Genomic DNA, 21,725 nt, shown 5'->3' on the forward strand with positions numbered 1-21,725 from the left:
CCACTGACGACCGTTTTTCAAAACACTCGATTTCAGGAACACATCATGTCCACATTAAACCAAGCCCATTGCGAAGCCTGCCGCGCCGACGCCCCTCAGGTCAGCGACGAAGAATTGCCGATCCTGATCAAGCAGATCCCTGACTGGAACATCGAAGTTCGCGACAGCGTGATGCAGCTGGAAAAAGTTTTCCTGTTCAAGAACTTCAAACACGCGCTGGCGTTCACCAACGCCGTCGGTGAAATTTCCGAGGCCGAAGGTCACCACCCAGGCCTGCTGACCGAGTGGGGCAAAGTCACCGTCACCTGGTGGAGCCATTCCATCAAGGGCCTGCACCGCAACGACTTCATCATGGCCGCGCGCACTGACGAAGTGGCGAAGAACGCCGAGGGCCGCAAATAATGCATTTCGACGCCATCGGCCGAGTGCCCGGCGACCCGATTCTCGGCCTGATGGAGGCCTATGCGCTGGACCCCAACCCGCGCAAATTCGACCTTGGCGTGGGTGTCTACAAAGACGCCCAGGGCCAAACGCCAATCCCCGAAGCGGTGAAGCTCGCCGAGCAACACCTGGTGGATCGTCAATCCACCAAAACCTACATCGGCGGCCACGGCAATGTAGCGTTCGGCAAAGTCATCAACGAGTTGGTGCTTGGCGCTGATTCGGCGTTGATCGCCGAACAACGGGCCGGCGCCACTCAGACGCCGGGCGGCACTGGCGCATTGCGTTTGAGCGCCGACTTCATCGCCCAATGCCTGCCGGGCCGTGGCGTGTGGTTGAGCAACCCGACCTGGCCGATCCACGAAACCATTTTCGCGGCGGCCGGGATCAAGGTCAGTCATTACCCGTACGTGGGCAGCGATAACCGTCTCGATGTGGAAGCGATGCTGGCGGTGCTCAATCAAGCACCCAAGGGCGATGTGGTGCTGCTGCATGCCTGCTGCCACAACCCGACCGGTTTCGATTTGTCCCATGATGATTGGCGTCGGGTGCTGGACGTGGTGCGCAGTCGTGATTTGCTGCCACTGATCGACTTCGCCTATCAGGGTTTCGGCGACGGCCTGGAGCAAGATGCCTGGTCAACGCGCCTGTTCGCCGCCGAGTTGCCGGAAGTGCTGATCACCAGTTCCTGCTCGAAGAACTTCGGCCTGTACCGCGACCGCACCGGCGCATTGATTGTCTGCGCGAAAACCGCCGACAAGCTGGTGGATATCCGCAGCCAACTGGCCAACATCGCCCGTAACCTGTGGTCGACGCCACCGGATCATGGCGCCGCCGTGGTCGCGACCATCCTCGGCGATCCAGAGCTGAAAAGCCGCTGGGCCGACGAAGTGGAAGCCATGCGTTTGCGTATCGCCCAGTTGCGCAGCGGTCTGGTCGAAGCACTTGAACCCCATGGCTTGCGCGAGCGATTTGCGCACATCGGCGTGCAACGCGGGATGTTTTCCTACACCGGTTTGTCGCCGGAGCAGGTTAAACAGCTACGCGAGCATCACAGCGTGTACATGGTGAGCTCGGGCCGGGCTAATGTGGCGGGGATTGATGCAACGCGCCTGGACTTGCTGGCCGAAGCTATCGCCGACGTCTGCAAGTAACACGATGCAATGGCGAGCTCCCTGTGGCGAGGGAGCTTGCTCCCGCTCGAGCGCGTAGCGGTCGCAAAAAGCTGCAACCGAGTTCCAACGCAAACACCCCATTGCCTGCATTGGGGCCGCTCCGCGGCCCAGCGGGAGCAAGCTCCCTCGCCACAGTAAGTCTTCGCCCCCCTGTAGACCTGTCTAGACAATCCCATCCGTCGCAACAAATGGATATAAAAGTCTATTTGTCATTTCTCCTGCTGTATCCTGCGCAGGCTTTTTTAAAAGCGCGGATCTACCAGATCTATCAACAGACTTAGCGAGGAGCGCGACATGCACGAGATCCCTAATCTCCCCTTCCCAAGCCTGCACGAAACTGAGCAGACAACCACGCAACAAGCCGGTGCCCAACAGCCCGAGATGAAAGAAGCACCTGAACGCCGCCAGGCCGACAGCGAAGACTGATACACCTGCAATGCCAGACCGTGTGGAAAGCGCTAACATGCGCTTTCCACACCGCCTGAACCGCGAGCCCGCACCATGAGCGATGATTTCACTGAAGCCCAGGCCAGCGTCCTGATCGGCACCGCCGAGAAGATGATCGAGATCTGGAACCGCCTTTCCCCCGAGAAACAAGCCGCGTTGCTGGCCCGCTTCGGCAGCGAAGAAAACGCCCTGGCCGCTCTGGTCACGACGCAACTGGTTGCCCCCGCCAAAACCTGACTCACCCCGCCTGGCAAATAGTTTTACTTTTTCACGCCCCGCGACCGTCCACGCCGCTATCATAAGCAGCCTATCTATCCTGCTGCCCCGCGGACCTTTACCCATGTCAGAAACCCAGCGCCCCATGGCGGTCACGCTGCAAGTCGTTTCCATCGTCCTGTTCACGTTCATCGGTTACCTGAATATCGGCATTCCCCTGGCTGTATTGCCGGGCTACGTCCATAGCGACCTCGGTTTCGGCGCCGTGATCGCCGGGCTGGTGATCAGCGTGCAATACCTGGCCACCCTGCTCAGCCGCCCTTACGCCGGACGCATCATCGATAACAAGGGCAGCAAACTGGCGGTGATGTACGGCCTCGCTGGCTGTGGTTTGAGCGGTGTGTTCATGTTGATTTCGGCCTGGACGCAAAGCCTGCCGACGTTAAGCCTGATCAGCCTGTTGATCGGCCGACTGGTGCTCGGCAGCGCAGAAAGCCTGGTGGGTTCCGGGTCGATCGGCTGGGGCATCGGCCGGGTCGGCGCAGCGAACACCGCCAAGGTCATCTCCTGGAACGGCATCGCCAGTTACGGCGCGCTGGCGGTCGGCGCGCCGCTGGGTGTGCTGCTGGTGAGTCAACTGGGTTTGTGGAGCATGGGCGTGAGCATCGTGCTGTTGGCCGTTCTGGGTCTGGCGCTGGCCTGGCCAAAAACCGCCGCACCGATCGTTGTCGGCGAACGTCTGCCGTTCATGCATGTGCTGGGGCGGGTGTTTCCTCACGGTTGCGGTCTGGCCTTGGGCTCCATTGGCTTTGGCACCATCGCCACATTCATCACCCTGTATTACGCCACTCAGCACTGGTCCAACGCGGTGCTGTGCCTGAGCCTGTTTGGCGCCAGTTTTATCGGTGCGCGATTGTTGTTCGGTAACCTGATCAATCGCCTCGGCGGCTTTCGCGTGGCGATTGCCTGCTTGTCGGTGGAAACCCTCGGACTGTTGCTGCTGTGGCTGGCACCCGATGCCCATTGGGCACTGGCCGGGGCGGCGCTGAGTGGTTTCGGTTTTTCACTGGTGTTCCCGGCCTTGGGCGTGGAAGCGGTCAACCTGGTGCCCGCCTCCAGCCGTGGCGCGGCAGTCGGGGCGTATTCGTTGTTCATCGATTTGTCGCTGGGGATTACCGGACCGTTGGCGGGTGCGATTGCGGCTGGATTCGGGTTTGCCTCAATCTTCCTGTTTGCCGCGTTGGCCGCTTTGAGCGGATTGATACTAAGCGTTTACTTGTACCGGCAGGCGCCAAAGTATCGTGAAGAAAGAGAAGCGCGTTAAAAGTCGACCTTTCCGCGCCCAGCCTTGATGCTGCCGCGCTTGTTCTTGGATTCGAGCCGACGCTTCTTCGAACCGAGGGTCGGCTTGGTCGGACGGCGCTTCTTCTCGACCTTGGTGGCACTGAGGATCAACTCGGTCAGGCGCTCCAGCGCATCGGCACGGTTCTGTTCCTGCGTGCGATATTGCTGAGCCTTGATGATCAACACGCCGTCGCTGGTGATGCGACTGTCACGCAACGCCAGCAGCCGTTCCTTGTAGAACTCGGGCAAGGACGAGGCCGGGATGTCGAAGCGCAGGTGCACGGCGCTCGATACCTTGTTGACGTTCTGCCCACCAGCGCCTTGCGCACGAATGGCCGTCAATTCGATCTCGGCATCCGGCAGATGCACGTTGTTGGAAATCACCAGCATGGAAAAAGGTCCGTATTCAGAACAAGCAGGATACCGCGAATAGACAGAAGGAATGCGGCCCCTGTGGGAGCGTGGCTTGCCCGCGATGAACGATAACGCGGTATGCCTGATGAACCGCGGCGCCTGAATCGCGGGCAAGCCACGCTCCCACAGGATTTTGTACGGAACCCATAAATGACAAACCCGGCACATGGCCGGGTTTGTTGTTTCTGCGCTTTGCACTTACTTGGCAGCGGAACCTGCGGCCTGCAACGCCTGCTGGGCGCTGCGCTTGTTCTTGATGCCGTAGCAGATCCACATGAACGCGACCCACACTGGAATCGCATACACCGAGATCTGGATGCCCGGGATCAGCAGCATCACGCCAAGGATGAACACCACGAACGCCAGGCAAACATAGTTGCCGTACGGGTACCACAGGGCCTTGAACAACGGCGTCTGTTTGGTCTTGTCCATGTGCTGACGGAACTTGAAGTGCGAGAAGCTGATCATCGCCCAATTGATTACCAGGGTGGCCACCACCAACGACATCAACAGTTCCAGCGCATGTTGCGGAACCAGGTAGTTCAGCAGCACCGCGACCAGGGTCACGGCAGCCGACGCCAGAATCGAACGCACCGGCACGCCACGCTTATCGATCTTCGACAAGGCCTTCGGCGCATCGCCCTGCTCGGCCATGCCCAGCAGCATACGGCTGTTGCAGTAGGTGCCGCTGTTGTACACCGACAGCGCCGCGGTCAGGACCACAAAGTTGAGGATGTGCGCGGCGGTGTCGCTGCCCAGCATCGAGAACACTTGAACGAACGGGCTACCGCTGTAGGCATCGCCGGACGCGTTCAGCGTCGTCAGCAGGCTGTCCCAAGGCGTCAGCGACAGCAGGACCACCAGCGCACCGATGTAGAAAATCAAAATCCGGTAGATCACCTGGTTGATCGCTTTCGGGATCACGGTTTTCGGTTTGTCAGCTTCAGCTGCGGTGAAACCGAGCATTTCCAGGCCGCCGAAGGAGAACATGATGATCGCCATGGCCATCACCAGACCGCTAACGCCGTTCGGGAAGAATCCGCCGTGTTCCCACAGGTTGGTTACGGAGGCTTGTGGGCCGCCGTCGCCGCTGACCAGCAGGTAACTGCCGAGCGCAATCATGCCGACGATGGCCACGACCTTGATGATCGCAAACCAGAACTCGGCCTCACCAAAGACTTTGACGTTCGCCAGGTTGATCAGGTTGATCAACACGAAGAAACCGGCTGCCGAGACCCAGGTCGGGATATCCGGCGCCCAGTAGTGGATGTATTTGCCGACCGCGGTCAGCTCGGACATACCCACCAGAATGTACAGAATCCAGCAGTTCCAGCCCGACAGGAAGCCGGCAAAACCGCCCCAGTATTTGTGGGCGAAGTGGCTGAAGGAACCGGCGACTGGCTCTTCGACAATCATTTCGCCGAGTTGGCGCATGATCATGAAAGCGATGAAGCCGCAGATGGCGTAGCCGAGAATCATCGACGGGCCAGCGGATTTGAGCACGCCGGCCGAGCCAAGGAACAACCCGGTACCGATCGCGCCACCGAGGGCGATCAGTTGAATATGGCGATTTTTCAGGCCGCGTTTCAGCTCGCCTGAATGCGAGTTTTGTCCACTCATGAAAAGGGTCTCACGCAAGGTTTGATGATGTTCAGTAGACGTTGCTGCTCGGTTGCGATTTCAAGCAGCGCCGATCAAACCCCAGCGCAGGCACCAGGAGTTCAGCGTTTTTACGACAGTCATGCGTCACCTGTTTGTTTTTATCTGTGACGAAATCGAACCCGACACGCTCGTGACGCGGCGGAGTGAACAAGGCGGATAGCCTTGAGGTTTGCGCTGTTGCGCAGAGGGTCACAGTTAAAACGCGGCGCATTGTACACCTGTAACCCCCTGCTGCCAGACACCGCTGGATCAGCGCGTCGGTTGCCGGGATTGCCTGTGTCCGCCTCGAGGGTCTCGGGCGACTGCAAAAATTGAGTCAGACCTTTGCAGGTCATCGATAAGGGCAGCGGAAAAAGCGCCCTTGGGGGAGAGATGGAGATGAGTCACGGCGTACATTGCGCCTCCTTCTTGTTATGCACCTGCACGACAGGCATGGAGCGCATCTCACCCTTCATGCGCTGCTGAAACAAGCGCGCCAGAGCCCTTGAAGACCACGAACTCGCCGACTGACGGAAGGTTTTCCTTACAGACCTTTCCCTCGCGGCATTCCACGGGGTTTGAGAGCGCTTTTCGTAAGGTTTTATTGACAAGGCGTAACGTAAATTTTCCAAATCAGATCCATAAGCCCATTGACTGTAAATTGACGATAGGAAGCTTCCTAAGTAAATACCCGACTTAGTTTTCTGTTTTTTATTAAGAAAATTGGCTTTCGAAAAACGGAATAAATAGTTCAAATGAAAATTGTTTAATTATTTTTTTGCATTCCAAAACCCTGTGAACTAGGTTTTCAGCGACTTGCCGAACTGCATCGTCCGGCACGTTGACGCGCTCTTCAACGAGTGAAAAGCACGCCGCTGTTCTTACCTAAAAGTCATCTAGGAGATTCACCATGCAAGCACTGGACAAAGACTTGGACACTGAACTGCAACTGGACGATTGGTTTGAAGCACCGACACACGAAGCCGCCGTCGAAATGATGCAAGCCGACGCGGTTGTTCCGTTCGGCACGGCGATGTGGCCTCTGTAAGACATCCCGGCAGGCACGATCCGGCCGGTCGTGCCTGCCACTTTCTCGGTTTGTCAGGGAGGACTACATGGATAAGCAACGCGCCATCTCGCATTTCCTTTACTACCTCGAACATCACCCTGCCATTGCCGGTATCAATCCGGCGAAGGTCTTGCTCGGCCATACCGCTGATTACGAGGCGCACACCTGCGCCATCGCCGAACAGGCCGGTAACAGCCCACGGTTCAGCTTCAGCGCGATGCGTCTGGACCTCGAACCCACCGAGTTGCTGGCCCAGGCAATTACCGATAGCGATCTGTACATTTTTTTCTACGACTCTTCCACCCTGCCCAACCCGCGTCCCGACGGCCCGGAGTTTGTCCGCGCGCTGCAGGGCGTAATGGCGCAGAACTGGAAGAAGTCATTGCTGTTCAAGGATTACGGCGATTACTTCTACGACACCTTCAGTGTCACCCCGCAGCGAATTGCCGGGTTGAACAGCCACTTGATCCAGCGCATGTCCCACGCCACTACCCTGAGTTTCAAAGATGATCATGGGTCGTGGTTCGAAACCCCCTTGAGCAGTATCAAGAAGTGGACCGACATCAACGGTATCGGCAACTTCGACCTGGCGCCCGGGGAGATCGCTACTCATAGCGAGGCCATTAATGGCCGGGTGAAGTTTATGGGAACTTTCCTCAGTACGATTCCGTTTGCCCGCAAGTACGGCGTATTGGCGTCACCGCTGGAGTTGTGGATCGAGAACTCGACCATCAGCAAAATCGCCACCGATGTGCCGGGGCTGGAACATGACTTCAACAAGTACCTGGACGCCAATCCGTCCAATCGGCGAATCGAAGAGTTGGGGATCGGCACCAACGAAGGCGTGAAAGATTTGTATGCGCGCAATGCCGGGTTCGAGGAGCGCCATTGCGGCTTGCACCTTGGGCTGGGCGGTGGCGCCAAGGGTAGCCATCATTTGGACCTGATCTTCTCCAGTGGCGTGTTGGCCCTGGATGATGACCCGCTGTTTGATCGGCGGTTTGTGTTCTGAACAACACCTGACCCTGTGGCGAGGGAGCTTGCTCCCGCTCGGCTGCGCAGCAGCCGCAAAACCTGCCGATGCGGTTTACCAGACATAACGAGGTGAATGGTTCTGGGGCCGCTTCGCGACCCAGCGAGAGCAAGCTCCCTCGCCACAGGTTCACCTGCTTTCTGAAAACCGGTTTACCAGACCAAAAAAAACGCCATCCCGAGGGATGGCGTTTTTCATGCAGCGCTCACCGATTACTCAGGCTTGCGACGACCGAAGCCCGGGCGCTGGCCGGAACCGGCTGGTGCGCCGCGGCGTTTGCCCGATGGCGCGTCACGGTCGACCAGCACGATGCCAGGGCGTTTCTTCGGTGCCGGCTTGGCCGGGCGCTTGGTATCGGCCGGGCGGTCTGCCACAGGCGTACCACGACCGGCAGGCGCGCCGCGATCACTGCGACCACCGGACGGAGCGCCACGGCCTTCGCCACGCTCAGTGCGACCGTTGGCCGGACGTGGCGTGCGTGGGCCGCGCTCACCGTCCTGACGTGGTGCTGGCTTGCGGGCCGGGCGTTCGCCTTCGATCTGTGGCTCGCGGGATTCGCGCGGGCTGGCAGCGGTCGAACCCGCGGCTGGACGCAGGGTCCGTACGCGTTCGGTCTTGCCCACCGGACGGGACGATTTGCGCTGCATACGCTCAAGCTTGTCTTTGCTCTTGGCGTTCATTTGCGGCATCGCCACCGGGGTCAGGCCGACTTCAGCACTGAGAATGTCGACTTCGTACTGGCTCATTTCGCGCCAGCGGCCCATCGGCAGGTCGGAGTTGAGGAACACAGGACCGAAACGCACGCGCTTCAGGCGGCTGACCACCAGGCCCTGGGATTCCCACAGACGACGGACTTCGCGGTTACGACCTTCCATCACCACGCAGTGGTACCAGTGATTGAAACCTTCGCCACCCGGAGCCTGTTTGATGTCGGTGAACTTGGCCGGGCCGTCTTCGAGCACCACGCCTGCCTTCAGGCGTTCAATCATCTCGTCGTCGACTTCGCCACGTACACGTACCGCGTATTCACGGTCCATTTCGTAGGAGGGGTGCATCAGGCGGTTGGCCAATTCACCGTCGGTGGTGAACATCAGCAAACCGGTGGTGTTGATGTCCAGACGACCGATGTTGATCCAGCGACCTTCTTTGGGGCGCGGCATCTTGTCGAACACGGTCGGACGACCTTCAGGGTCGTTACGGGTGCAGATTTCACCGTCGGGTTTGTTGTACATGATCACGCGACGTACCGACTCGGCGGCTTCTTCGCGCTTGATCACCCGGCCATCGATGGTGATGGCGTCATGCAGGTCGACGCGCTGGCCGAGGGTGGCATCTTTGCCATTGACCTTGATGCGGCCGTGGCTGATCCAGGCTTCTACGTCACGGCGCGAGCCGACGCCGATACGGGCGAGGACTTTCTGCAGCTTTTCGCCTGCTGGGCCGATTTCCTGGTCGTCTTTCTGGTCGTTGATACTCATCTGGGCACCTCCCGGTGTGGTCTGTTCAGGCTTGTGCCTGAAGATGTGAAAGCTGGTCGTTTGACGAAGAGATCGCCAAAGGGTCGCGAATCATACGCTCATGGAGACGTTCGCGCATCAGAGACTAGCTGATCGACCGTCGGTTATTTGCTTTTGCGCCGAACGGTGGTGCCGGGGTCTTTGGTTGAGTTCATAGAAACTCCAGCCGACACAAAACACTGTGGGAGCGGGCTTGCCCGCGATTGCGGTGGGTCAGACAGCAATGATGTGACTGACACTCCCTCTTCGCGGGCAAGCCCGCTCCCACAGGGATTTCCATTGTCCACAGGATTTGGGTCAATCTTCGAACTGGCGACGTTCGGCCTCAATTGCTTCTGCCAAAGCCTTGGCTTCGGCTTCTTCGTCGGTCAATTCGGGCTCGGGTTTCGGCTGTTCAAGCGCGGCGACGGCGGCCAGGAGCTTTTCGCGAGCTTCGGCGACACCAAGAATGTCGTCTTCCTGCTCTGGTTCGACTTCGGCGTCAGCCTCGACCTGAGGTTCAACTTCGGTTTCAGGCTCGGGTTGAACCGACTCCCCTTCCGTCTCGGTCACCGTCCCATCGCGCAGCAAATCGTCGAAGTCGGTCTTGAGCCCCTCTTCCATGGTGTCCAGTTCCAGCAACAGAGTGTGGAAACTGGTTTCTTCCTTGGGTTCTTCCGGCTCGGCGCTGGCATCAGCCAATTCCTGCAGGCTGGCAGGCACGGGCGCGTCGTCAAAATCGAGCACAGGATCGGGTTCAAGTTCGCGCAGTTCGGCGAGTGGCGGCAGGTCGTCGAGATTCTTCAGGTTGAAGTGATCGAGAAACGCCTTGGTGGTGGCGAACATCGCCGGTTTGCCGGGTACGTCGCGGTAACCGACGATGCGGATCCATTCACGCTCCAGCAGGGTTTTCACGATGTGGCTGTTGACGGCCACGCCGCGCACGTCTTCGATCTCGCCCCGGGTGATCGGCTGGCGATACGCGATCAGGGCCATGGTTTCGAGCATGGCGCGGGAATAGCGTTGCGGCCGCTCTTCCCACAAACGTCCGACCCACGGCGCGAACTTTTCGCGGATCTGCAGGCGATACCCGGAGGCGACTTCCTTCAACTCGAAAGCACGACCATCGCAGGATTTGGCCAGAATCGTCAGCGCTTTCTTGAACACAGGGGGCTCGGGCCGCTCGCCTTCTTCGAAGAGTTCGAACAGGCGTTCAAGCGATTGCGGTTTTCCCGAGGCCAACAGAAAGGCTTCAAGCAGTGGCGCCAGCTCGCGGGGTTCAGTCAGGTTCATGATTCAACTCGTTATTCGGCTCGGGCCCGGACATGGATCGCCGCGAACGGCTCATTCTGCACCAGCTCGACCAAGGATTCCTTGACCAGTTCGAGGATCGCCATAAAGGTCACCACCACCCCCAGGCGCCCTTCTTCAGCGGTGAACAGCTCGACAAAGGGCACAAAACCGCCGCCCTTGAGCCGTTCCAGCACATCGCTCATGCGCTCGCGGGTGGACAGCGCTTCACGGCTGACCTGGTGGCTTTCGAACATGTCGCCACGGCGCAAGACCTCGGCCATGGACATCAGCAACTCTCCCAGACTCACATCCGGCAACAGCTTGCGCGCCCGGGCTTCAGGGGCGTCGAGCTTGGGCACCACCACGTCGCGGCCGACGCGGCTCAAGCCATCAATGCCTTCGGCTGCAGCCTTGAAGCGTTCGTATTCCTGCAAGCGGCGAATCAGCTCGGCGCGAGGATCATCCTCTTCGTCTTCGATCGTCTCGGCACGGGGTAACAGCATCCGCGACTTGATCTCGGCGAGCATCGCGGCCATCACCAGGTACTCGGCGGCCAGCTCCAGGCGCACCGACTGCATCAACTCGACATAGCCCATGTACTGCCGGGTGATTTCCGCCACCGGGATGTCGAGGATGTTGATGTTCTGTTTGCGGATCAGGTACAGCAGCAAATCGAGCGGGCCTTCGAAGGCCTCAAGAAAGACCTCGAGCGCATCCGGCGGGATGTACAGGTCCAGCGGCATTTCCATGACCGCCTGGCCATAGACCATGGCGAAAGGCAGTTCTTGCTGGGCGCCGGCCTGGCTGTCGACGGGTTCTACTGCAGACATCTAGGCCTCGGCCATGAAAGGCGCAGGGTCGCCGCAACCGACGCGGATGATTTCCGGTTCGCCGTCGGCGAGGCTGATCACGGTGGACGCCTTGATCCCGCCGAAACCGCCGTCGATGATCAGGTCCACCTGATGCTCAAGCAACTGGCGCATTTCGTAAGGATCGCTCAACGGGTCGGTGTCGCCGGGCATGATAAGGGTCACGCTCATCAGCGGCTCGCCGAGTTCTTCCAGCAATGCCAGGGCAATCGGATGGCTTGGCACACGCAGGCCGATGGTGCGTTTTTTCGGGTGCAACAACAGCCGCGGGACTTCGCGGGTGGCGTTGAGAATGAAGGTGTAAGGGCCAGGCAAGTGAGCCTTGAGCACACGGAAGGTGCCGGTGTCGATCTTGGCAAACAGCCCCAACTGCGACAGGTCGCTGCAAATCAGCGCGAAGTTGTGCTTCTCATCCAGCTGACGTAGCCGACGCACACGCTCCACGGCGTTTTTGTCGCCGATCTGGCAACCAATGGCGTAGGAAGAGTCTGTGGGATAAATCACCACCCCGCCGTTGCGGATGATCTCGACAGCCTGTTTGATCAGGCGCGCTTGCGGGTTTTCCGGATGAATCTGGAAAAATTGACTCACATTCTCTACCTGTTCAGACGACGGCAATAATTGGGTCATGTTTGAATCGACACCACAGTGGCGGCAGATCCTCCGGGACCGGGCGGTATTCACCGATCTCGGACCAGCCTCCAGGGCCATGAAAATCACTGCCGGCGCTGACCAGCAGACCAAACTCGCGGGCTAGAATCGCCAAACTGCCCACCTGCTCGGCGGGTTGATGGCCATTGACCACTTCTATCGCGTGGCCCCCTGCTTGAATATAGTCGGCAATCAGGCGACGACGCTTGCTGCGAGTGAAATCGTAGTGCCAGGGATGCGCCAGACTGACCCAGGCACCCGCGGCGCGCAGGGTTGCGACGGTGTCATCCAGGGTCGGCCAGTGTTGTTTGACGTCGCCCAGTTTGCCGGCGCCCAGCCATTTGCGGAACGCTTCGGCGCGATCCTTGACGAAACCTTCACGCACCATCCAGTCGGCGAAGTGCGGACGGGCCGGCGCGTTACCGCTGTCGCCCAGTTCCTGTTGAATGGCCCGAGCGCCGTCGAGCGCCCCCGGCATGCCTTTCAACGCCAACTTGCGGCTTATTTCTTCGGACCGTAGCCAGCGGCCATCGTGCAATGTTGCGATGGCCTCGACCAACGGCGGCGCATTGACGTCGAAACCGTAGCCCAAAACGTGAATGGTCGCCCCGCCCCAGGTGCAGGACAATTCGACGCCATTGACCAGTTGCATCCCCAGCGCCGTCGCAGCGCTACGGGCCTCGTCGAGGCCTTCAAGGGTGTCGTGATCGGTCAAGGCCAGGACTCGCACGCCTTTCTCGAACGCACGCGCAACCAGTATCGCAGGCGCGAGGGCGCCGTCGGAAGCCGTGCTATGGCAGTGCAAATCAACATTCACAGGACTGTGTAACCTCAAATCAGCTGACGCTATCGCGCGTCAATATGTTTGTTATTATGCCGCCACATCCTGCTTCTGGCTGCCACTGTGAAACAATTCATCGACTTCATCCCGCTTCTGCTGTTTTTCATCGTCTTCAAAATCGATCCACGGGTCGTCGATATCGGCGGTTATCAACTGTCTGTCGGTGGTATTTACAGCGCCACCGCCGTGCTGATCATCAGCTCCCTGGTGGTTTACGGCACGCTGTTCATCAAGCAGCGCAAGCTGGAGAAGAGCCAGTGGCTGACCCTCATCGCCTGCCTGGTCTTCGGCAGCCTGACCCTGGCGTTCCACAGCGAGACCTTCCTGAAATGGAAAGCCCCGGTGGTCAACTGGCTGTTCGCCCTCGGGTTCATCGGCAGCCACTTCGTCGGTGACCAACTGCTGATCAAACGCATCATGGGCCACGCACTGACCCTGCCAGAGCCGGTCTGGACCCGTCTGAACATCGCCTGGATCGGTTTTTTCCTGTTTTGCGGCGCCGCTAACCTGTTCGTTGCGTTCACCTTCCAGAGCTACTGGGTCGACTTCAAAGTCTTCGGCAGCCTGGGCATGACGTTGCTGTTCCTGGTCGCCCAGGGCATTTACCTGTCCCGCCACCTGCACGACGCCGATACCACCACGCCAAAAACCGAGGACTGACATGCTTTACGCAATCATTGCCACAGACGTCGCCAACTCCCTGCAAGCCCGCCTGGCCGCACGGCCTGCGCACCTTGAGCGCCTGCAAGTGCTTAAAGGCGAAGGTCGTATCGTACTGGCCGGCCCGCACCCGGCCGTCGACAGCAATGATCCGGGCGCGGCGGGTTTCACCGGCAGCCTGATCGTTGCCGAATTCGATTCCTTGAGCGCCGCCCAAGCCTGGGCCGACGCCGATCCGTACATCGCCGCAGGCGTCTACGCCAACGTTTTGGTCAAGCCGTTCAAGCAAGTCCTGCCTTAGTGCCCTGTCGCGCGATGAACCTTGTCGGTTCATCGCGCGTTCAATCGCTCATTATTCTCGTTTACCGGCCGACAACCTGCCCAATACTCGTATTGGAATCAGGAGTTGCGATGCGCAAAGGTCCGTTGTGTCTGATGTTGGTGACGTTGTCGATCATGGCGCCCGCCCACGGTGAAGAAAGCGCCGATGTTGGCAATTCCACGCCGCTGTCCTTGAGCGCCGGCAGCCAGATCACCGAGTTGCAGCAGCGCTTGAAGGCAAGCGAGCAGCAACGGGAAGCACTGAGCAAACAATTGCAAAATACCGATGGCGAACGCGAAAGCGCTCAGTTGAGCCGGTTGCGCCAAGAGAATCAGCGCCTGAAGCTGCAACTCAAGGAAATCCAGGCCAGCCCGCTGCCACGTCTGCTGACAGATCAGCAACAGTGGTTCGTGATCGGGGCCGGGGTAGCGCTATTGGCGCTGCTCTGCGGTATCTTCGCCAGTGGTGCACGTAGAAAACGTCGGCAATGGCTAAATTGAGTGAGTCATGAGCGAGCTGTTATTAATTGATGATGACCAGGAGCTGTGTGAGCTCCTGAGTAGTTGGCTGAGCCAGGAAGGCTTTCAGGTCCGCGCCTGCCACGATGGCCAGAGCGCGCGCCGGGCGTTGGCCGAAACTTCCCCGGCGGCCGTGGTGCTGGACGTGATGCTGCCAGACGGCAGTGGCCTGGAACTGCTCAAGCAACTGCGCAGCGACCATCCGGATTTGCCAGTGCTGATGCTGTCGGCCCGTGGTGAACCGCTGGACCGCATTCTCGGCCTGGAACTCGGTGCCGATGATTATCTGGCCAAACCGTGCGACCCACGAGAGCTGACAGCCCGTCTGCGCGCAGTGTTGCGCCGCAGTCATCCGACGGCAGTTTCCAGCCAGCTCGAATTGGGTGACTTGTGCTTCAGCCCGGTGCGTGGCGTGGTCAGCATCGATGAACAGGAATTCACCCTCACCGTCTCCGAAAGCCGTCTGCTCGAAGCCCTGCTCAAGCAGCCCGGCGAACCACTGGATAAACAGGAACTGGCACAAATCGCCCTCGGTCGCAAACTGACCCTGTACGACCGCAGCCTGGACATGCACGTGAGCAACCTGCGCAAAAAAATCGGCCCACACCCCGACGGTCGCCCACGCATCGTGGCCCTGCGCAGTCGCGGTTACTACTACAGCCTGTAAGAACGAACGGCCACAACAGCTCCCTCGCCACAGACGGGTGCCTGCACATGGAGTTTTGTCAGGTCGGCACAAGACCCTCTTTACCCAAGCTTTACGCTCCGCTGACCGCCGCTGACCTTGATCTGCGTAATCTGCACACATCCGGAACGTACCGGGAACGAGACAAGGAGATACACCATGCGCAAGACTCTTATCGCTCTGATGTTTGCTGCCGCCCTGCCGACCGTTGCCATGGCCATGCCTGAAGGCGCAGGTCCCATGGGTGACCATATGGACGGCTCACGCCACGGCGGTCAGATGCACGGCATGCACGGTAAAGGCCCTTACAGCCAACTGGACCTGAGCCGTGAACAGCGCGAGCAAATCCGCAAGATCATGGGCGAGCAGATGCATGAGCGTCAGCAACTGGTCGACAAGTACCTGGAAAAACTCTCGCCAGCCGATCAGAAAGCCCTGAAAGACGAGATGGCGGCCAAGCACAAGAAAGCCGAAGCCGACGTTCGCGCACTGCTGAAACCGGATCAACAGAAGCAATTCGACGAGATCCAGAAGAAAAAGGCTGAGCGTCGCGCCGAATGGGCCGAGTTCAAGGCCTGGAAAGCGCAGCAAGCGCAAAAAGCGCAATAATGCGCTAACCCCGGACCTGACGGCTAACACCGTTGGGTCTTTTGCCACTCAGTCCAATGTGGGAGCGAGCCTGCTCGCGATGGCGTCCTTTCAGTCACGTTGATGTTGAATGTGCCGACGCTATCGCGAGCAGGCTCGCTCCCACAGGGTTTTGTGCTTGTTTGAGGATTTTCTGTGCGCTCATTGTTCTGGCGTATCCTGGCCAGCTTCTGGCTGGCCATCGCTCTGGTTGCAGGGCTTTCCATTCTGCTCGGGCACATGCTCAACCAGGACGCGTGGATTCTCAGTCGCCACCCTGGCCTCAACACCTTGGCCGAACAGTGGACGCAAACCTACGAAAGCCAGGGAGAAGAAGCCGCCCAGGACATTCTGGAACAGCGCAAGCGTCAGTATCACATCAACGTTCAAGTGCTCAACGAGGCAGGTGACCCGGTGGTACGCGGTACCTTTCCACGGCGGGCGGCGGCCTTCGAAGCACGACAGAACAACGATGATCGACGCCTGCCATGGCGGCGTCTGACCGATGAATACACCAGCGCCAAGACAGGCGACACCTATCTGCTGATCTATCGCGTCCCGCATCCGGAACTGGACGCCTGGCACCGCGAAAGCCTGCTCTGGCCGTTGAGTGCACTGGGCATCGCACTGGTGGTGTTGACTCTGTTCAGCTTGCTGGTGACCTTTTCCATCACGCGACCACTGAGCCGTTTACGAAGCGCCGTGCATGACCTGGGGCAGACAACGTATCAACAAAACAGCCTGGCGAAACTGGCCAACCGCCGCGATGAATTCGGTGTGCTGGCCAACGACTTCAATCGCATGGGCGCACGCCTGCAAAGCCTGATCGGCAGCCAGCGGCAATTACTGCGGGACGTGTCTCACGAGTTGCGTTCACCTCTGGCCCGACTGCGCATTGCCTTGGCGCTGGCCGAGCGGGCCAACCCTGAGGAGCGGGAAAAACTCTGGCCACGCCTGACCCGCGAATGCGATCGACTGGAAGCGTTGATCAGCGAAATCCTGGTACTGGCGCGCGTCGATGCCGACAACGCCAGTGCTGAAGAGGTCGATCTCAATGCGCTGCTCACTACCCTGCAAAAAGATGCGCAGTTGGGTTCGCCCGAACAGAACGTGCACCTTGAGGTCGAGCCACAACTGAACCTCAAAGGCTGGCCGACCATGATCGAGCGTGCCGTGGACAACCTGCTACGCAATGCCCAGCGCTTTAACCCGGTCGGGCAACCGATTGAAATGCAGGCGTCTCGCCAGGGCGACAGGATTGTCGTCAGCGTGCGCGATCACGGTCCCGGCGTAGAAACCGAGCATTTGAATCAGTTGGCTGAACCCTTCTATCGGGCGCCGGGGCAGACAGCGGCCGGGCATGGCCTCGGGCTGGCCATTGCACGTCGTGCGGCGGAGCGCCATGGCGGCAGTCTGGTGCTGGCCAATCATCCGGAGGGCGGGTTTGTTGCCAGTCTGGAATTGCCGTTGGTGCCGGGGGCGGTAGTGCAACCCTGAATCCTGTGGGAGCGGGCTTGCCCGCGATGGCGGCGGCACATTCAACATCTCAGTGCCTGACACTCCGCTATCGCGGGCAAGCCCGCTCCCACAGGGGAATCGTTTCCTCAGTTACTACCGGACCAGGCGCTGACAAACTCGGCCAGATCGACCTTCTCCGCCACCCGCGGTTCTTTCTGCGGCGTGCCCAGGTAAAGAAACGCAATCACCTCTTCCCCTTCCGCCAATCCCAAACCTTTGGCCACATGCGCCGAATAAGCCAGCTCACCGGTGCGCCACACCGCGCCAATGCCTTGCGCATAAGCGGCCAGCAAAATCCCGTGAGCTGCACAACCGGCCGCCAACAGTTGCTCGGACTTGGGATACTTGGCGTGCTCCTGCAAACGCGCAATCACCACAATCACCAGCGGCGCACGCAGCGGGCCGTTGCGCGCCTTGTCCAGCAAGGCTTCGGACACATCACGGTCTTGCAGCTTCGCCGCCTCGGCCAACAACTCACCCATTTGCTCGCGCGCTGCGCCTTCGACTGTCAGAAAACGCCAAGGCTGCAAGTGGCCATGGTCTGGTGCGCGCATCGCGGCGGCAAACAGCACTTCGCGCTGCTCGGCAGTGGGTGCCGGATCAAGCAGTCGTGGGACGGAAACACGGTTGAGCAAAGCGTCGAGAGCCTGCATCGGCCACCTCCTGTAGAAAATGTTTGGCTATTCTAGCGTCAACTGTCGCGACGGCGTCGGTTTACATGCCCTGCCCCGCAGGTAGAATGGCGCCCTTCCCTACTATCAGCCCGAGCGGACTTCATGGCGTTGCCGACCTTACGGATCATTGGTTTCATCATCGGCATCTTCCTGATCACGCTGGCCATCGCCATGGTCGTGCCCATGGCCACGTTGGTGATCTTCGAACGCACCAGCGATCTGCCGTCGTTCCTCTGGGCGAGCATGATCACCTTTATCGCTGGCCTGGCCCTGGTGATACCCGGGCGCCCCGAGCACATCCATCTGCGTCCGCGAGACATGTACCTGTTGACCGTCAGTAGCTGGCTGGTGGTATGCATCTTCGCCGCCCTGCCGTTCCTGCTGACCCAGCACATCAGCTACACCGACTCATTCTTCGAAAGCATGTCCGGCATTACCGCCACTGGAGCGACGGTGCTCAACGGCCTGGACAACATGTCCCCCGGCATCCTGATGTGGCGTTCATTGCTGCACTGGATTGGTGGCATCGGTTTTATCGGCATGGCGGTAGCGATTCTGCCCTTGTTGCGCATCGGTGGCATGCGGCTGTTTCAGACCGAGTCGTCGGACCGTTCCGAAAAAGTCATGCCCCGTTCGCACATGGTGGCGCGTTTGATCGTTGCGGCCTACGTCGGCATCACCATTTTCGGCAGCCTGGCGTTCTGGTGGGCCGGGATGAGTCCGTTCGATGCGATCAACCACGCGATGTCGGCGATTTCCACCGGTGGTTTCTCGACCTCCGACCAGTCTTTGGCCAAGTGGCCGGAGCCTGCTGTACATTGGGTCGCGATCGTCATCATGATTCTCGGTGCCCTGCCGTTCACCCTGTATGTCGCCACGTTACGCGGTAACCGTCGGGCACTGATCAAGGATGAACAGGTTCAAGGGCTGCTCGGTATGTTGCTGGTGACCTGGCTGGTGCTCGGCACCTGGTACTGGTGGACCACCCAGCTGCATTGGCTGGAAGCCTTGCGGCATGTGGCGCTGAACGTGACGTCGGTAGTGACCACCACCGGTTTCGCATTGGGGGACTACAGCCTCTGGGGCAATTTCTCACTGATGCTGTTCTTTTATCTGGGATTTGTTGGCGGCTGTTCGGGTTCGACCGCTGGCGGGATCAAGATTTTTCGCTTCCAGGTTGCCTACATTCTGCTCAAGGCCAACCTTAACCAGTTGATTCACCCGCGCGCGGTGATCAAGCAGAAATACAACGGCCACCGTCTCGACGAAGAGATCGTGCGCTCGATCCTGACCTTTTCGTTCTTCTTCGCCATCACCATTTGCGTCATCGCACTGCTGCTGTCGCTACTGGGCGTGGACTGGATGACCGCGCTGACCGGCGCGGCCGCCACGGTGTCTGGCGTAGGCCCGGGGCTTGGCGAAACGATTGGCCCGGCGGGTAACTTCGCCAGCCTGCCGGATGCCGCGAAGTGGATTCTCTCGTTTGGCATGCTGCTGGGCCGGCTGGAGATCATTACGGTGTTTGTCCTGTGTATCCCGGCGTTCTGGCGTCACTGATCCGCATGGGCGCTTCCATCAGCCGCGTCCGGTATTCGCCGGGGGTGGAATCGAACCAGCGTCGGAAGGCGCGGAAGAAGTTGCTAGGGTCGGCAAACCCCAGCAGGTAGGCAATTTCCAGCAGAGTCATGTTCGGTTGCGCCAGGTATTGCTCGGCCAGTTCGCGTCGGGTGTCATCCAGCAAGGTCTGAAAACTCGTGCCCTCTTCCTGCAAGCGCCGCTGCAAGGTGCGTTGCGACAAGTGCAGCGTCTGGGCCACCGTATCACGCTTGGGTTCACCCTGAGGCAGCAGACGGCATAACACCTGCCGTGCCTTGTGGGTCACGCGGCTCTCGGAAAACCGCGCCAGATACTCGCCGGCAAACCGGTCGTGCAGCCGCGCCATGGCCTCGTTGGCGGTGGGTAGCGGTGCCTCCATGTCGGCGCGCTCGAAGATCAAGGCGTCATAAGGCGCGTTGAACATCAACGGGGCGTGGAAAGCTTGTTTATAGGGCTCAAGATCAACGGGGTTAGCGCCTTGCAGCAAGACCTTGCGCGGCTGGAGCGTACGGCCGGTCAGCCAGCAGCAAAGTGCCAGAGCGCAGGCCATTGATGCTTCGGCACTCTGTCGGGTCGGCGGCAGGTGGTCGCCATGCACCGTCAGAATCAGCGCATAACCCTCATCCAGCAATCGGAAACTCAAGTCGGCACTTTCGGCGATGATTCGCTGATAACGCACCAGACGTTGAAAGCCTTCAGCCAGGGTCTGGCTGGACATTAAGGCATAACCAGCAACATGGAAGGACGCCGGTCGCACCACCTTGCCCATGTTCAGACCGATCGCCGGGTTGCCGGACAGCTCGACCGCGCGCTGCCAGAGCCGCGTCATGGAATCTTGCGGGAAGCGCGCATCCGGGTCATCCAGTGCCGCATAGTCGAGCCCTAGCTGCTTGAACAGAACCCGGCAATCCAGGCCGTCCATTTCCAGTGCTTTGACAATCCCCATCGCCCAGCTTGCAGAAGTCGTTCGTTCGCTCATGGCGTTTACTACGTAATGGCCGCATGCCACGACCCAATACCCAAGGATACTAAAGTGGCGCCTATTGTCACTGGCTGATACCAATGATCACTCTAGACTTAAATAAGCTACCCGCAGAGCAACTTGTCGCGTGCACAGCAACCACAGAGATCGCAGTCGTGGAAAACATCAAGCGTTTCAATAGCTTCGCTGAGTTTTACCCGTATTACCTCAGCGAACATCGCAACAGCACTTGTCGACGATTGCACTTTGTCGGCACCTCCCTGGTTATTTTCATTCTGGCGCTGACCATCGGCAACGGCGCATGGTGGCTGTTGCTGGCCCTGCCGCTGGCCGGTTACAGCTTCGCCTGGGTCGGGCATTTCTTCTTCGAGAAGAATCGCCCTGCCACCTTCCAGCATCCTCTTTACAGCCTGCTCGGCGATTTCGTCATGTACCGCGACATGATTCTGGGCCGCGTGCCGTTCTAGGGGGCGTTCTCAATTAGTTTCCCCTCCCCTAGGCTCCATGGGCCACAAAAGCGTCTTGTGTAGCCAATGCAGCGTGGGATCCGAGTCCTACACTCAAAACATCCCTTTCGATCAGAACAAGAGGATAGCCGATGAATGCCCATGCCCGTTTTACCCATATGCAGGACGGCACGCAGGAAGACTGGGCGATCATCGCCGCGGATTTCAGCGCCTATGCCCGGCAATTGCCCAAACGGATCGTGGCGCACCTGAAGTTACTGGAGGGGGATTTCGGCGGTTTCCCGGTGGATCGTCTGACCCACTCCCTGCAAACCGCCAGCCGCGCCTGGCGCGATGGTCGCGACGAAGAATACGTGGTCTGCGCCCTGCTCCATGACATCGGCGACACGCTGGGCTCCTACAATCATCCGGACATCGCCGCGGCGATCCTCAAGCCGTTCGTCAGCGCCGAGAACCTGTGGATGGTAGAAAAACACGGGATCTTCCAGGGTTATTACTTCTTTCATCACTTGGGCATGGATCGGCATTTGCGCGAGCAATTCAGCGGTCATCCGCAGTATCAGGCGACCATCGAGTTTTGCGCCCGGTACGATGCGGCGGCGTTTGACCCGGCGTACGACACACTGCCGCTGAGCTTCTTCGAACCGATGGTGGAACGGCTGTTTACGCAGCCGAAGAACTCGATTTACAAGGCGGCGATGGAAGAGCATTCGCCGGCCTGATCAATGTCAGAGTTCTGTGGCGAG

Annotated in this window: 25 protein-coding genes; 16 read left to right on the forward strand and 9 right to left on the reverse strand. The window is 59.4% G+C overall.

Translation table 11 applies throughout. The features are described from left to right. Window positions 1-45: 45 nt before the first annotated feature. The 5 genes from AB7M26_RS27280 (at window position 46) to AB7M26_RS27300 (ending at window position 3,603) form a co-directional block, all read left to right on the forward strand. Window positions 46-402, forward strand: a complete 357-nt coding sequence (locus AB7M26_RS27280) for a 4a-hydroxytetrahydrobiopterin dehydratase (protein ID WP_010457024.1) — start codon at window positions 46-48, stop codon at window positions 400-402. Further along, window positions 402-1,595 (forward strand): amino acid aminotransferase, encoded by a 1,194-nt coding sequence (locus AB7M26_RS27285; protein ID WP_123495982.1) that lies wholly within the window; start codon window positions 402-404, stop codon window positions 1,593-1,595. The genes AB7M26_RS27280 and AB7M26_RS27285 overlap by 1 nt, the downstream gene beginning before the upstream one ends. A 315-nt stretch (window positions 1,596-1,910) precedes the next feature. Further along, complete coding sequence (locus tag AB7M26_RS27290) at window positions 1,911-2,042, forward strand: hypothetical protein (RefSeq protein ID WP_256348506.1); 132 nt, start codon at window positions 1,911-1,913, stop codon at window positions 2,040-2,042. A 75-nt stretch (window positions 2,043-2,117) separates the two neighbouring features. Next, window positions 2,118-2,300: a hypothetical protein gene (locus AB7M26_RS27295; protein ID WP_008074891.1), complete on the forward strand. Its 183-nt coding sequence runs from the start codon at window positions 2,118-2,120 to the stop codon at window positions 2,298-2,300. Window positions 2,301-2,403: 103 nt separating this feature from the next. After that, complete coding sequence (locus AB7M26_RS27300) at window positions 2,404-3,603, forward strand: MFS transporter (RefSeq protein WP_123495980.1); 1,200 nt, start codon at window positions 2,404-2,406, stop codon at window positions 3,601-3,603. Here AB7M26_RS27300 and arfB read toward each other — a convergent pair. Together arfB and AB7M26_RS27310 are read right to left on the reverse strand one after the other, a co-directional pair. Then, on the reverse strand, window positions 3,600-4,013 hold the full coding sequence (arfB, locus tag AB7M26_RS27305) for an alternative ribosome rescue aminoacyl-tRNA hydrolase ArfB (RefSeq protein ID WP_429387022.1): 414 nt from the start codon (window positions 4,011-4,013) through the stop codon (window positions 3,600-3,602). The genes AB7M26_RS27300 and arfB overlap by 4 nt on opposite strands. A gap of 222 nt (window positions 4,014-4,235) precedes the next feature. Continuing rightward, entirely contained in the window at window positions 4,236-5,657 is a 1,422-nt protein-coding gene (locus AB7M26_RS27310; RefSeq protein ID WP_429387025.1) for an amino acid permease, read from the reverse strand. 931 nt (window positions 5,658-6,588) lie between these two features. Between AB7M26_RS27310 and AB7M26_RS27315 the strand changes: the two genes are divergently transcribed. Together AB7M26_RS27315 and AB7M26_RS27320 are read left to right on the forward strand one after the other, a co-directional pair. Then, window positions 6,589-6,726 carry a hypothetical protein gene (locus AB7M26_RS27315; RefSeq protein WP_007938535.1) on the forward strand — a complete coding sequence of 46 codons (138 nt, stop codon included), beginning with the start codon at window positions 6,589-6,591 and terminating at the stop codon, window positions 6,724-6,726. A gap of 67 nt (window positions 6,727-6,793) precedes the next feature. After that, on the forward strand, window positions 6,794-7,759 hold the full coding sequence (locus tag AB7M26_RS27320) for a M29 family metallopeptidase (protein WP_123495976.1): 966 nt from the start codon (window positions 6,794-6,796) through the stop codon (window positions 7,757-7,759). A gap of 233 nt (window positions 7,760-7,992) precedes the next feature. Here the strand turns inward: AB7M26_RS27320 and rluB are convergent, their stop codons facing one another. The 5 genes from rluB to AB7M26_RS27345 form a co-directional block, all read right to left on the reverse strand. Continuing rightward, on the reverse strand, window positions 7,993-9,258 hold the full coding sequence (gene rluB / locus AB7M26_RS27325) for a 23S rRNA pseudouridine(2605) synthase RluB (protein ID WP_008074896.1): 1,266 nt from the start codon (window positions 9,256-9,258) through the stop codon (window positions 7,993-7,995). Window positions 9,259-9,594: 336 nt separating this feature from the next. Next, on the reverse strand, window positions 9,595-10,569 hold the full coding sequence (scpB, locus tag AB7M26_RS27330) for an SMC-Scp complex subunit ScpB (RefSeq protein WP_123495974.1): 975 nt from the start codon (window positions 10,567-10,569) through the stop codon (window positions 9,595-9,597). Between the two features lie 11 nt (window positions 10,570-10,580). After that, window positions 10,581-11,339 carry a segregation and condensation protein A gene (locus tag AB7M26_RS27335; protein ID WP_177319506.1) on the reverse strand — a complete coding sequence of 253 codons (759 nt, stop codon included), beginning with the start codon at window positions 11,337-11,339 and terminating at the stop codon, window positions 10,581-10,583. Between the two features lie 60 nt (window positions 11,340-11,399). After that, a complete protein-coding gene (locus tag AB7M26_RS27340; protein WP_123495970.1) occupies window positions 11,400-12,029 on the reverse strand; it encodes an L-threonylcarbamoyladenylate synthase in 630 nt (209 codons plus the stop codon). A gap of 13 nt (window positions 12,030-12,042) precedes the next feature. Beyond that, on the reverse strand, window positions 12,043-12,906 hold the full coding sequence (locus tag AB7M26_RS27345) for a PHP domain-containing protein (RefSeq protein WP_123495968.1): 864 nt from the start codon (window positions 12,904-12,906) through the stop codon (window positions 12,043-12,045). A gap of 87 nt (window positions 12,907-12,993) precedes the next feature. On the opposite strand from AB7M26_RS27345, the gene AB7M26_RS27350 reads away from it, so the two are divergent. The 6 genes from AB7M26_RS27350 to AB7M26_RS27375 all read left to right on the forward strand — a co-directional run bounded on the left by AB7M26_RS27350 (window position 12,994) and on the right by AB7M26_RS27375 (window position 17,239). After that, entirely contained in the window at window positions 12,994-13,590 is a 597-nt protein-coding gene (locus AB7M26_RS27350) for a septation protein A (protein ID WP_429377544.1), read from the forward strand. Between the two features lies 1 nt (window position 13,591). Further along, window positions 13,592-13,891, forward strand: a complete 300-nt coding sequence (locus tag AB7M26_RS27355) for a YciI family protein (RefSeq protein ID WP_008074905.1) — start codon at window positions 13,592-13,594, stop codon at window positions 13,889-13,891. Between the two features lie 110 nt (window positions 13,892-14,001). After that, entirely contained in the window at window positions 14,002-14,412 is a 411-nt protein-coding gene (locus AB7M26_RS27360; protein WP_429377547.1) for a translation initiation factor 2, read from the forward strand. 7 nt (window positions 14,413-14,419) lie between these two features. Then, window positions 14,420-15,097: a response regulator transcription factor gene (locus AB7M26_RS27365; protein ID WP_008010984.1), complete on the forward strand. Its 678-nt coding sequence runs from the start codon at window positions 14,420-14,422 to the stop codon at window positions 15,095-15,097. Between the two features lie 177 nt (window positions 15,098-15,274). Beyond that, window positions 15,275-15,724: a Spy/CpxP family protein refolding chaperone gene (locus tag AB7M26_RS27370; protein WP_008010983.1), complete on the forward strand. Its 450-nt coding sequence runs from the start codon at window positions 15,275-15,277 to the stop codon at window positions 15,722-15,724. Window positions 15,725-15,898: 174 nt separating this feature from the next. Continuing rightward, a complete protein-coding gene (locus AB7M26_RS27375) occupies window positions 15,899-17,239 on the forward strand; it encodes a sensor histidine kinase (RefSeq protein WP_123495960.1) in 1,341 nt (446 codons plus the stop codon). 107 nt (window positions 17,240-17,346) lie between these two features. Here AB7M26_RS27375 and AB7M26_RS27380 read toward each other — a convergent pair whose 3' ends face one another. Beyond that, a complete protein-coding gene (locus AB7M26_RS27380; RefSeq protein WP_123495958.1) occupies window positions 17,347-17,913 on the reverse strand; it encodes an NAD(P)H nitroreductase in 567 nt (188 codons plus the stop codon). Window positions 17,914-18,036: 123 nt separating this feature from the next. On the opposite strand from AB7M26_RS27380, the gene AB7M26_RS27385 reads away from it, so the two are divergent. Beyond that, window positions 18,037-19,491, forward strand: coding sequence for a TrkH family potassium uptake protein (locus tag AB7M26_RS27385; protein ID WP_429387031.1), 1,455 nt, complete (start codon window positions 18,037-18,039; stop codon window positions 19,489-19,491). Here AB7M26_RS27385 and AB7M26_RS27390 read toward each other — a convergent pair. After that, the gene (locus AB7M26_RS27390) at window positions 19,448-20,509 is read right to left on the reverse strand and encodes an AraC family transcriptional regulator (protein WP_221178759.1); all 1,062 of its coding nucleotides are present in this window, start codon (window positions 20,507-20,509) and stop codon (window positions 19,448-19,450) included. The genes AB7M26_RS27385 and AB7M26_RS27390 overlap by 44 nt on opposite strands. A 158-nt stretch (window positions 20,510-20,667) precedes the next feature. On the opposite strand from AB7M26_RS27390, the gene AB7M26_RS27395 reads away from it, so the two are divergent. Next, window positions 20,668-20,979 (forward strand): DUF962 domain-containing protein, encoded by a 312-nt coding sequence (locus tag AB7M26_RS27395; RefSeq protein ID WP_123495952.1) that lies wholly within the window; start codon window positions 20,668-20,670, stop codon window positions 20,977-20,979. 131 nt (window positions 20,980-21,110) lie between these two features. Beyond that, on the forward strand, window positions 21,111-21,701 hold the full coding sequence (locus AB7M26_RS27400; protein ID WP_429377555.1) for an HD domain-containing protein: 591 nt from the start codon (window positions 21,111-21,113) through the stop codon (window positions 21,699-21,701). Window positions 21,702-21,725: the final 24 nt, after the last annotated feature.

It is taken from the genome of Pseudomonas sp. F-14 TE3482 (genome assembly GCF_053629455.1).

Excerpts from the sequence above, each read along its gene's own strand:
- AB7M26_RS27280 (WP_010457024.1), top strand. The coding sequence starts at position 46 with ATGTCCACATTAAACCAAGCCCATTGCGAAGCCTGCCGCGCCGACGCC.
- AB7M26_RS27285 (WP_123495982.1), top strand. The coding sequence starts at position 402 with ATGCATTTCGACGCCATCGGCCGAGTGCCCGGCGACCCGATTCTCGGC.
- AB7M26_RS27290 (WP_256348506.1), top strand. The coding sequence starts at position 1,911 with ATGCACGAGATCCCTAATCTCCCCTTCCCAAGCCTGCACGAAACTGAG.
- AB7M26_RS27295 (WP_008074891.1), top strand. The coding sequence starts at position 2,118 with ATGAGCGATGATTTCACTGAAGCCCAGGCCAGCGTCCTGATCGGCACC.
- AB7M26_RS27300 (WP_123495980.1), top strand. The coding sequence starts at position 2,404 with ATGTCAGAAACCCAGCGCCCCATGGCGGTCACGCTGCAAGTCGTTTCC.
- arfB (WP_429387022.1), bottom strand. The coding sequence starts at position 4,013 with ATGCTGGTGATTTCCAACAACGTGCATCTGCCGGATGCCGAGATCGAA.
- AB7M26_RS27310 (WP_429387025.1), bottom strand. The coding sequence starts at position 5,657 with ATGAGTGGACAAAACTCGCATTCAGGCGAGCTGAAACGCGGCCTGAAA.
- AB7M26_RS27315 (WP_007938535.1), top strand. The coding sequence starts at position 6,589 with ATGCAAGCACTGGACAAAGACTTGGACACTGAACTGCAACTGGACGAT.
- AB7M26_RS27320 (WP_123495976.1), top strand. The coding sequence starts at position 6,794 with ATGGATAAGCAACGCGCCATCTCGCATTTCCTTTACTACCTCGAACAT.
- rluB (WP_008074896.1), bottom strand. The coding sequence starts at position 9,258 with ATGAGTATCAACGACCAGAAAGACGACCAGGAAATCGGCCCAGCAGGC.
- scpB (WP_123495974.1), bottom strand. The coding sequence starts at position 10,569 with ATGAACCTGACTGAACCCCGCGAGCTGGCGCCACTGCTTGAAGCCTTT.
- AB7M26_RS27335 (WP_177319506.1), bottom strand. The coding sequence starts at position 11,339 with ATGGTCTATGGCCAGGCGGTCATGGAAATGCCGCTGGACCTGTACATC.
- AB7M26_RS27355 (WP_008074905.1), top strand. The coding sequence starts at position 13,592 with ATGCTTTACGCAATCATTGCCACAGACGTCGCCAACTCCCTGCAAGCC.
- AB7M26_RS27360 (WP_429377547.1), top strand. The coding sequence starts at position 14,002 with ATGCGCAAAGGTCCGTTGTGTCTGATGTTGGTGACGTTGTCGATCATG.
- AB7M26_RS27365 (WP_008010984.1), top strand. The coding sequence starts at position 14,420 with ATGAGCGAGCTGTTATTAATTGATGATGACCAGGAGCTGTGTGAGCTC.
- AB7M26_RS27370 (WP_008010983.1), top strand. The coding sequence starts at position 15,275 with ATGCGCAAGACTCTTATCGCTCTGATGTTTGCTGCCGCCCTGCCGACC.
- AB7M26_RS27380 (WP_123495958.1), bottom strand. The coding sequence starts at position 17,913 with ATGCAGGCTCTCGACGCTTTGCTCAACCGTGTTTCCGTCCCACGACTG.
- AB7M26_RS27385 (WP_429387031.1), top strand. The coding sequence starts at position 18,037 with ATGGCGTTGCCGACCTTACGGATCATTGGTTTCATCATCGGCATCTTC.
- AB7M26_RS27390 (WP_221178759.1), bottom strand. The coding sequence starts at position 20,509 with ATGAGCGAACGAACGACTTCTGCAAGCTGGGCGATGGGGATTGTCAAA.
- AB7M26_RS27400 (WP_429377555.1), top strand. The coding sequence starts at position 21,111 with ATGAATGCCCATGCCCGTTTTACCCATATGCAGGACGGCACGCAGGAA.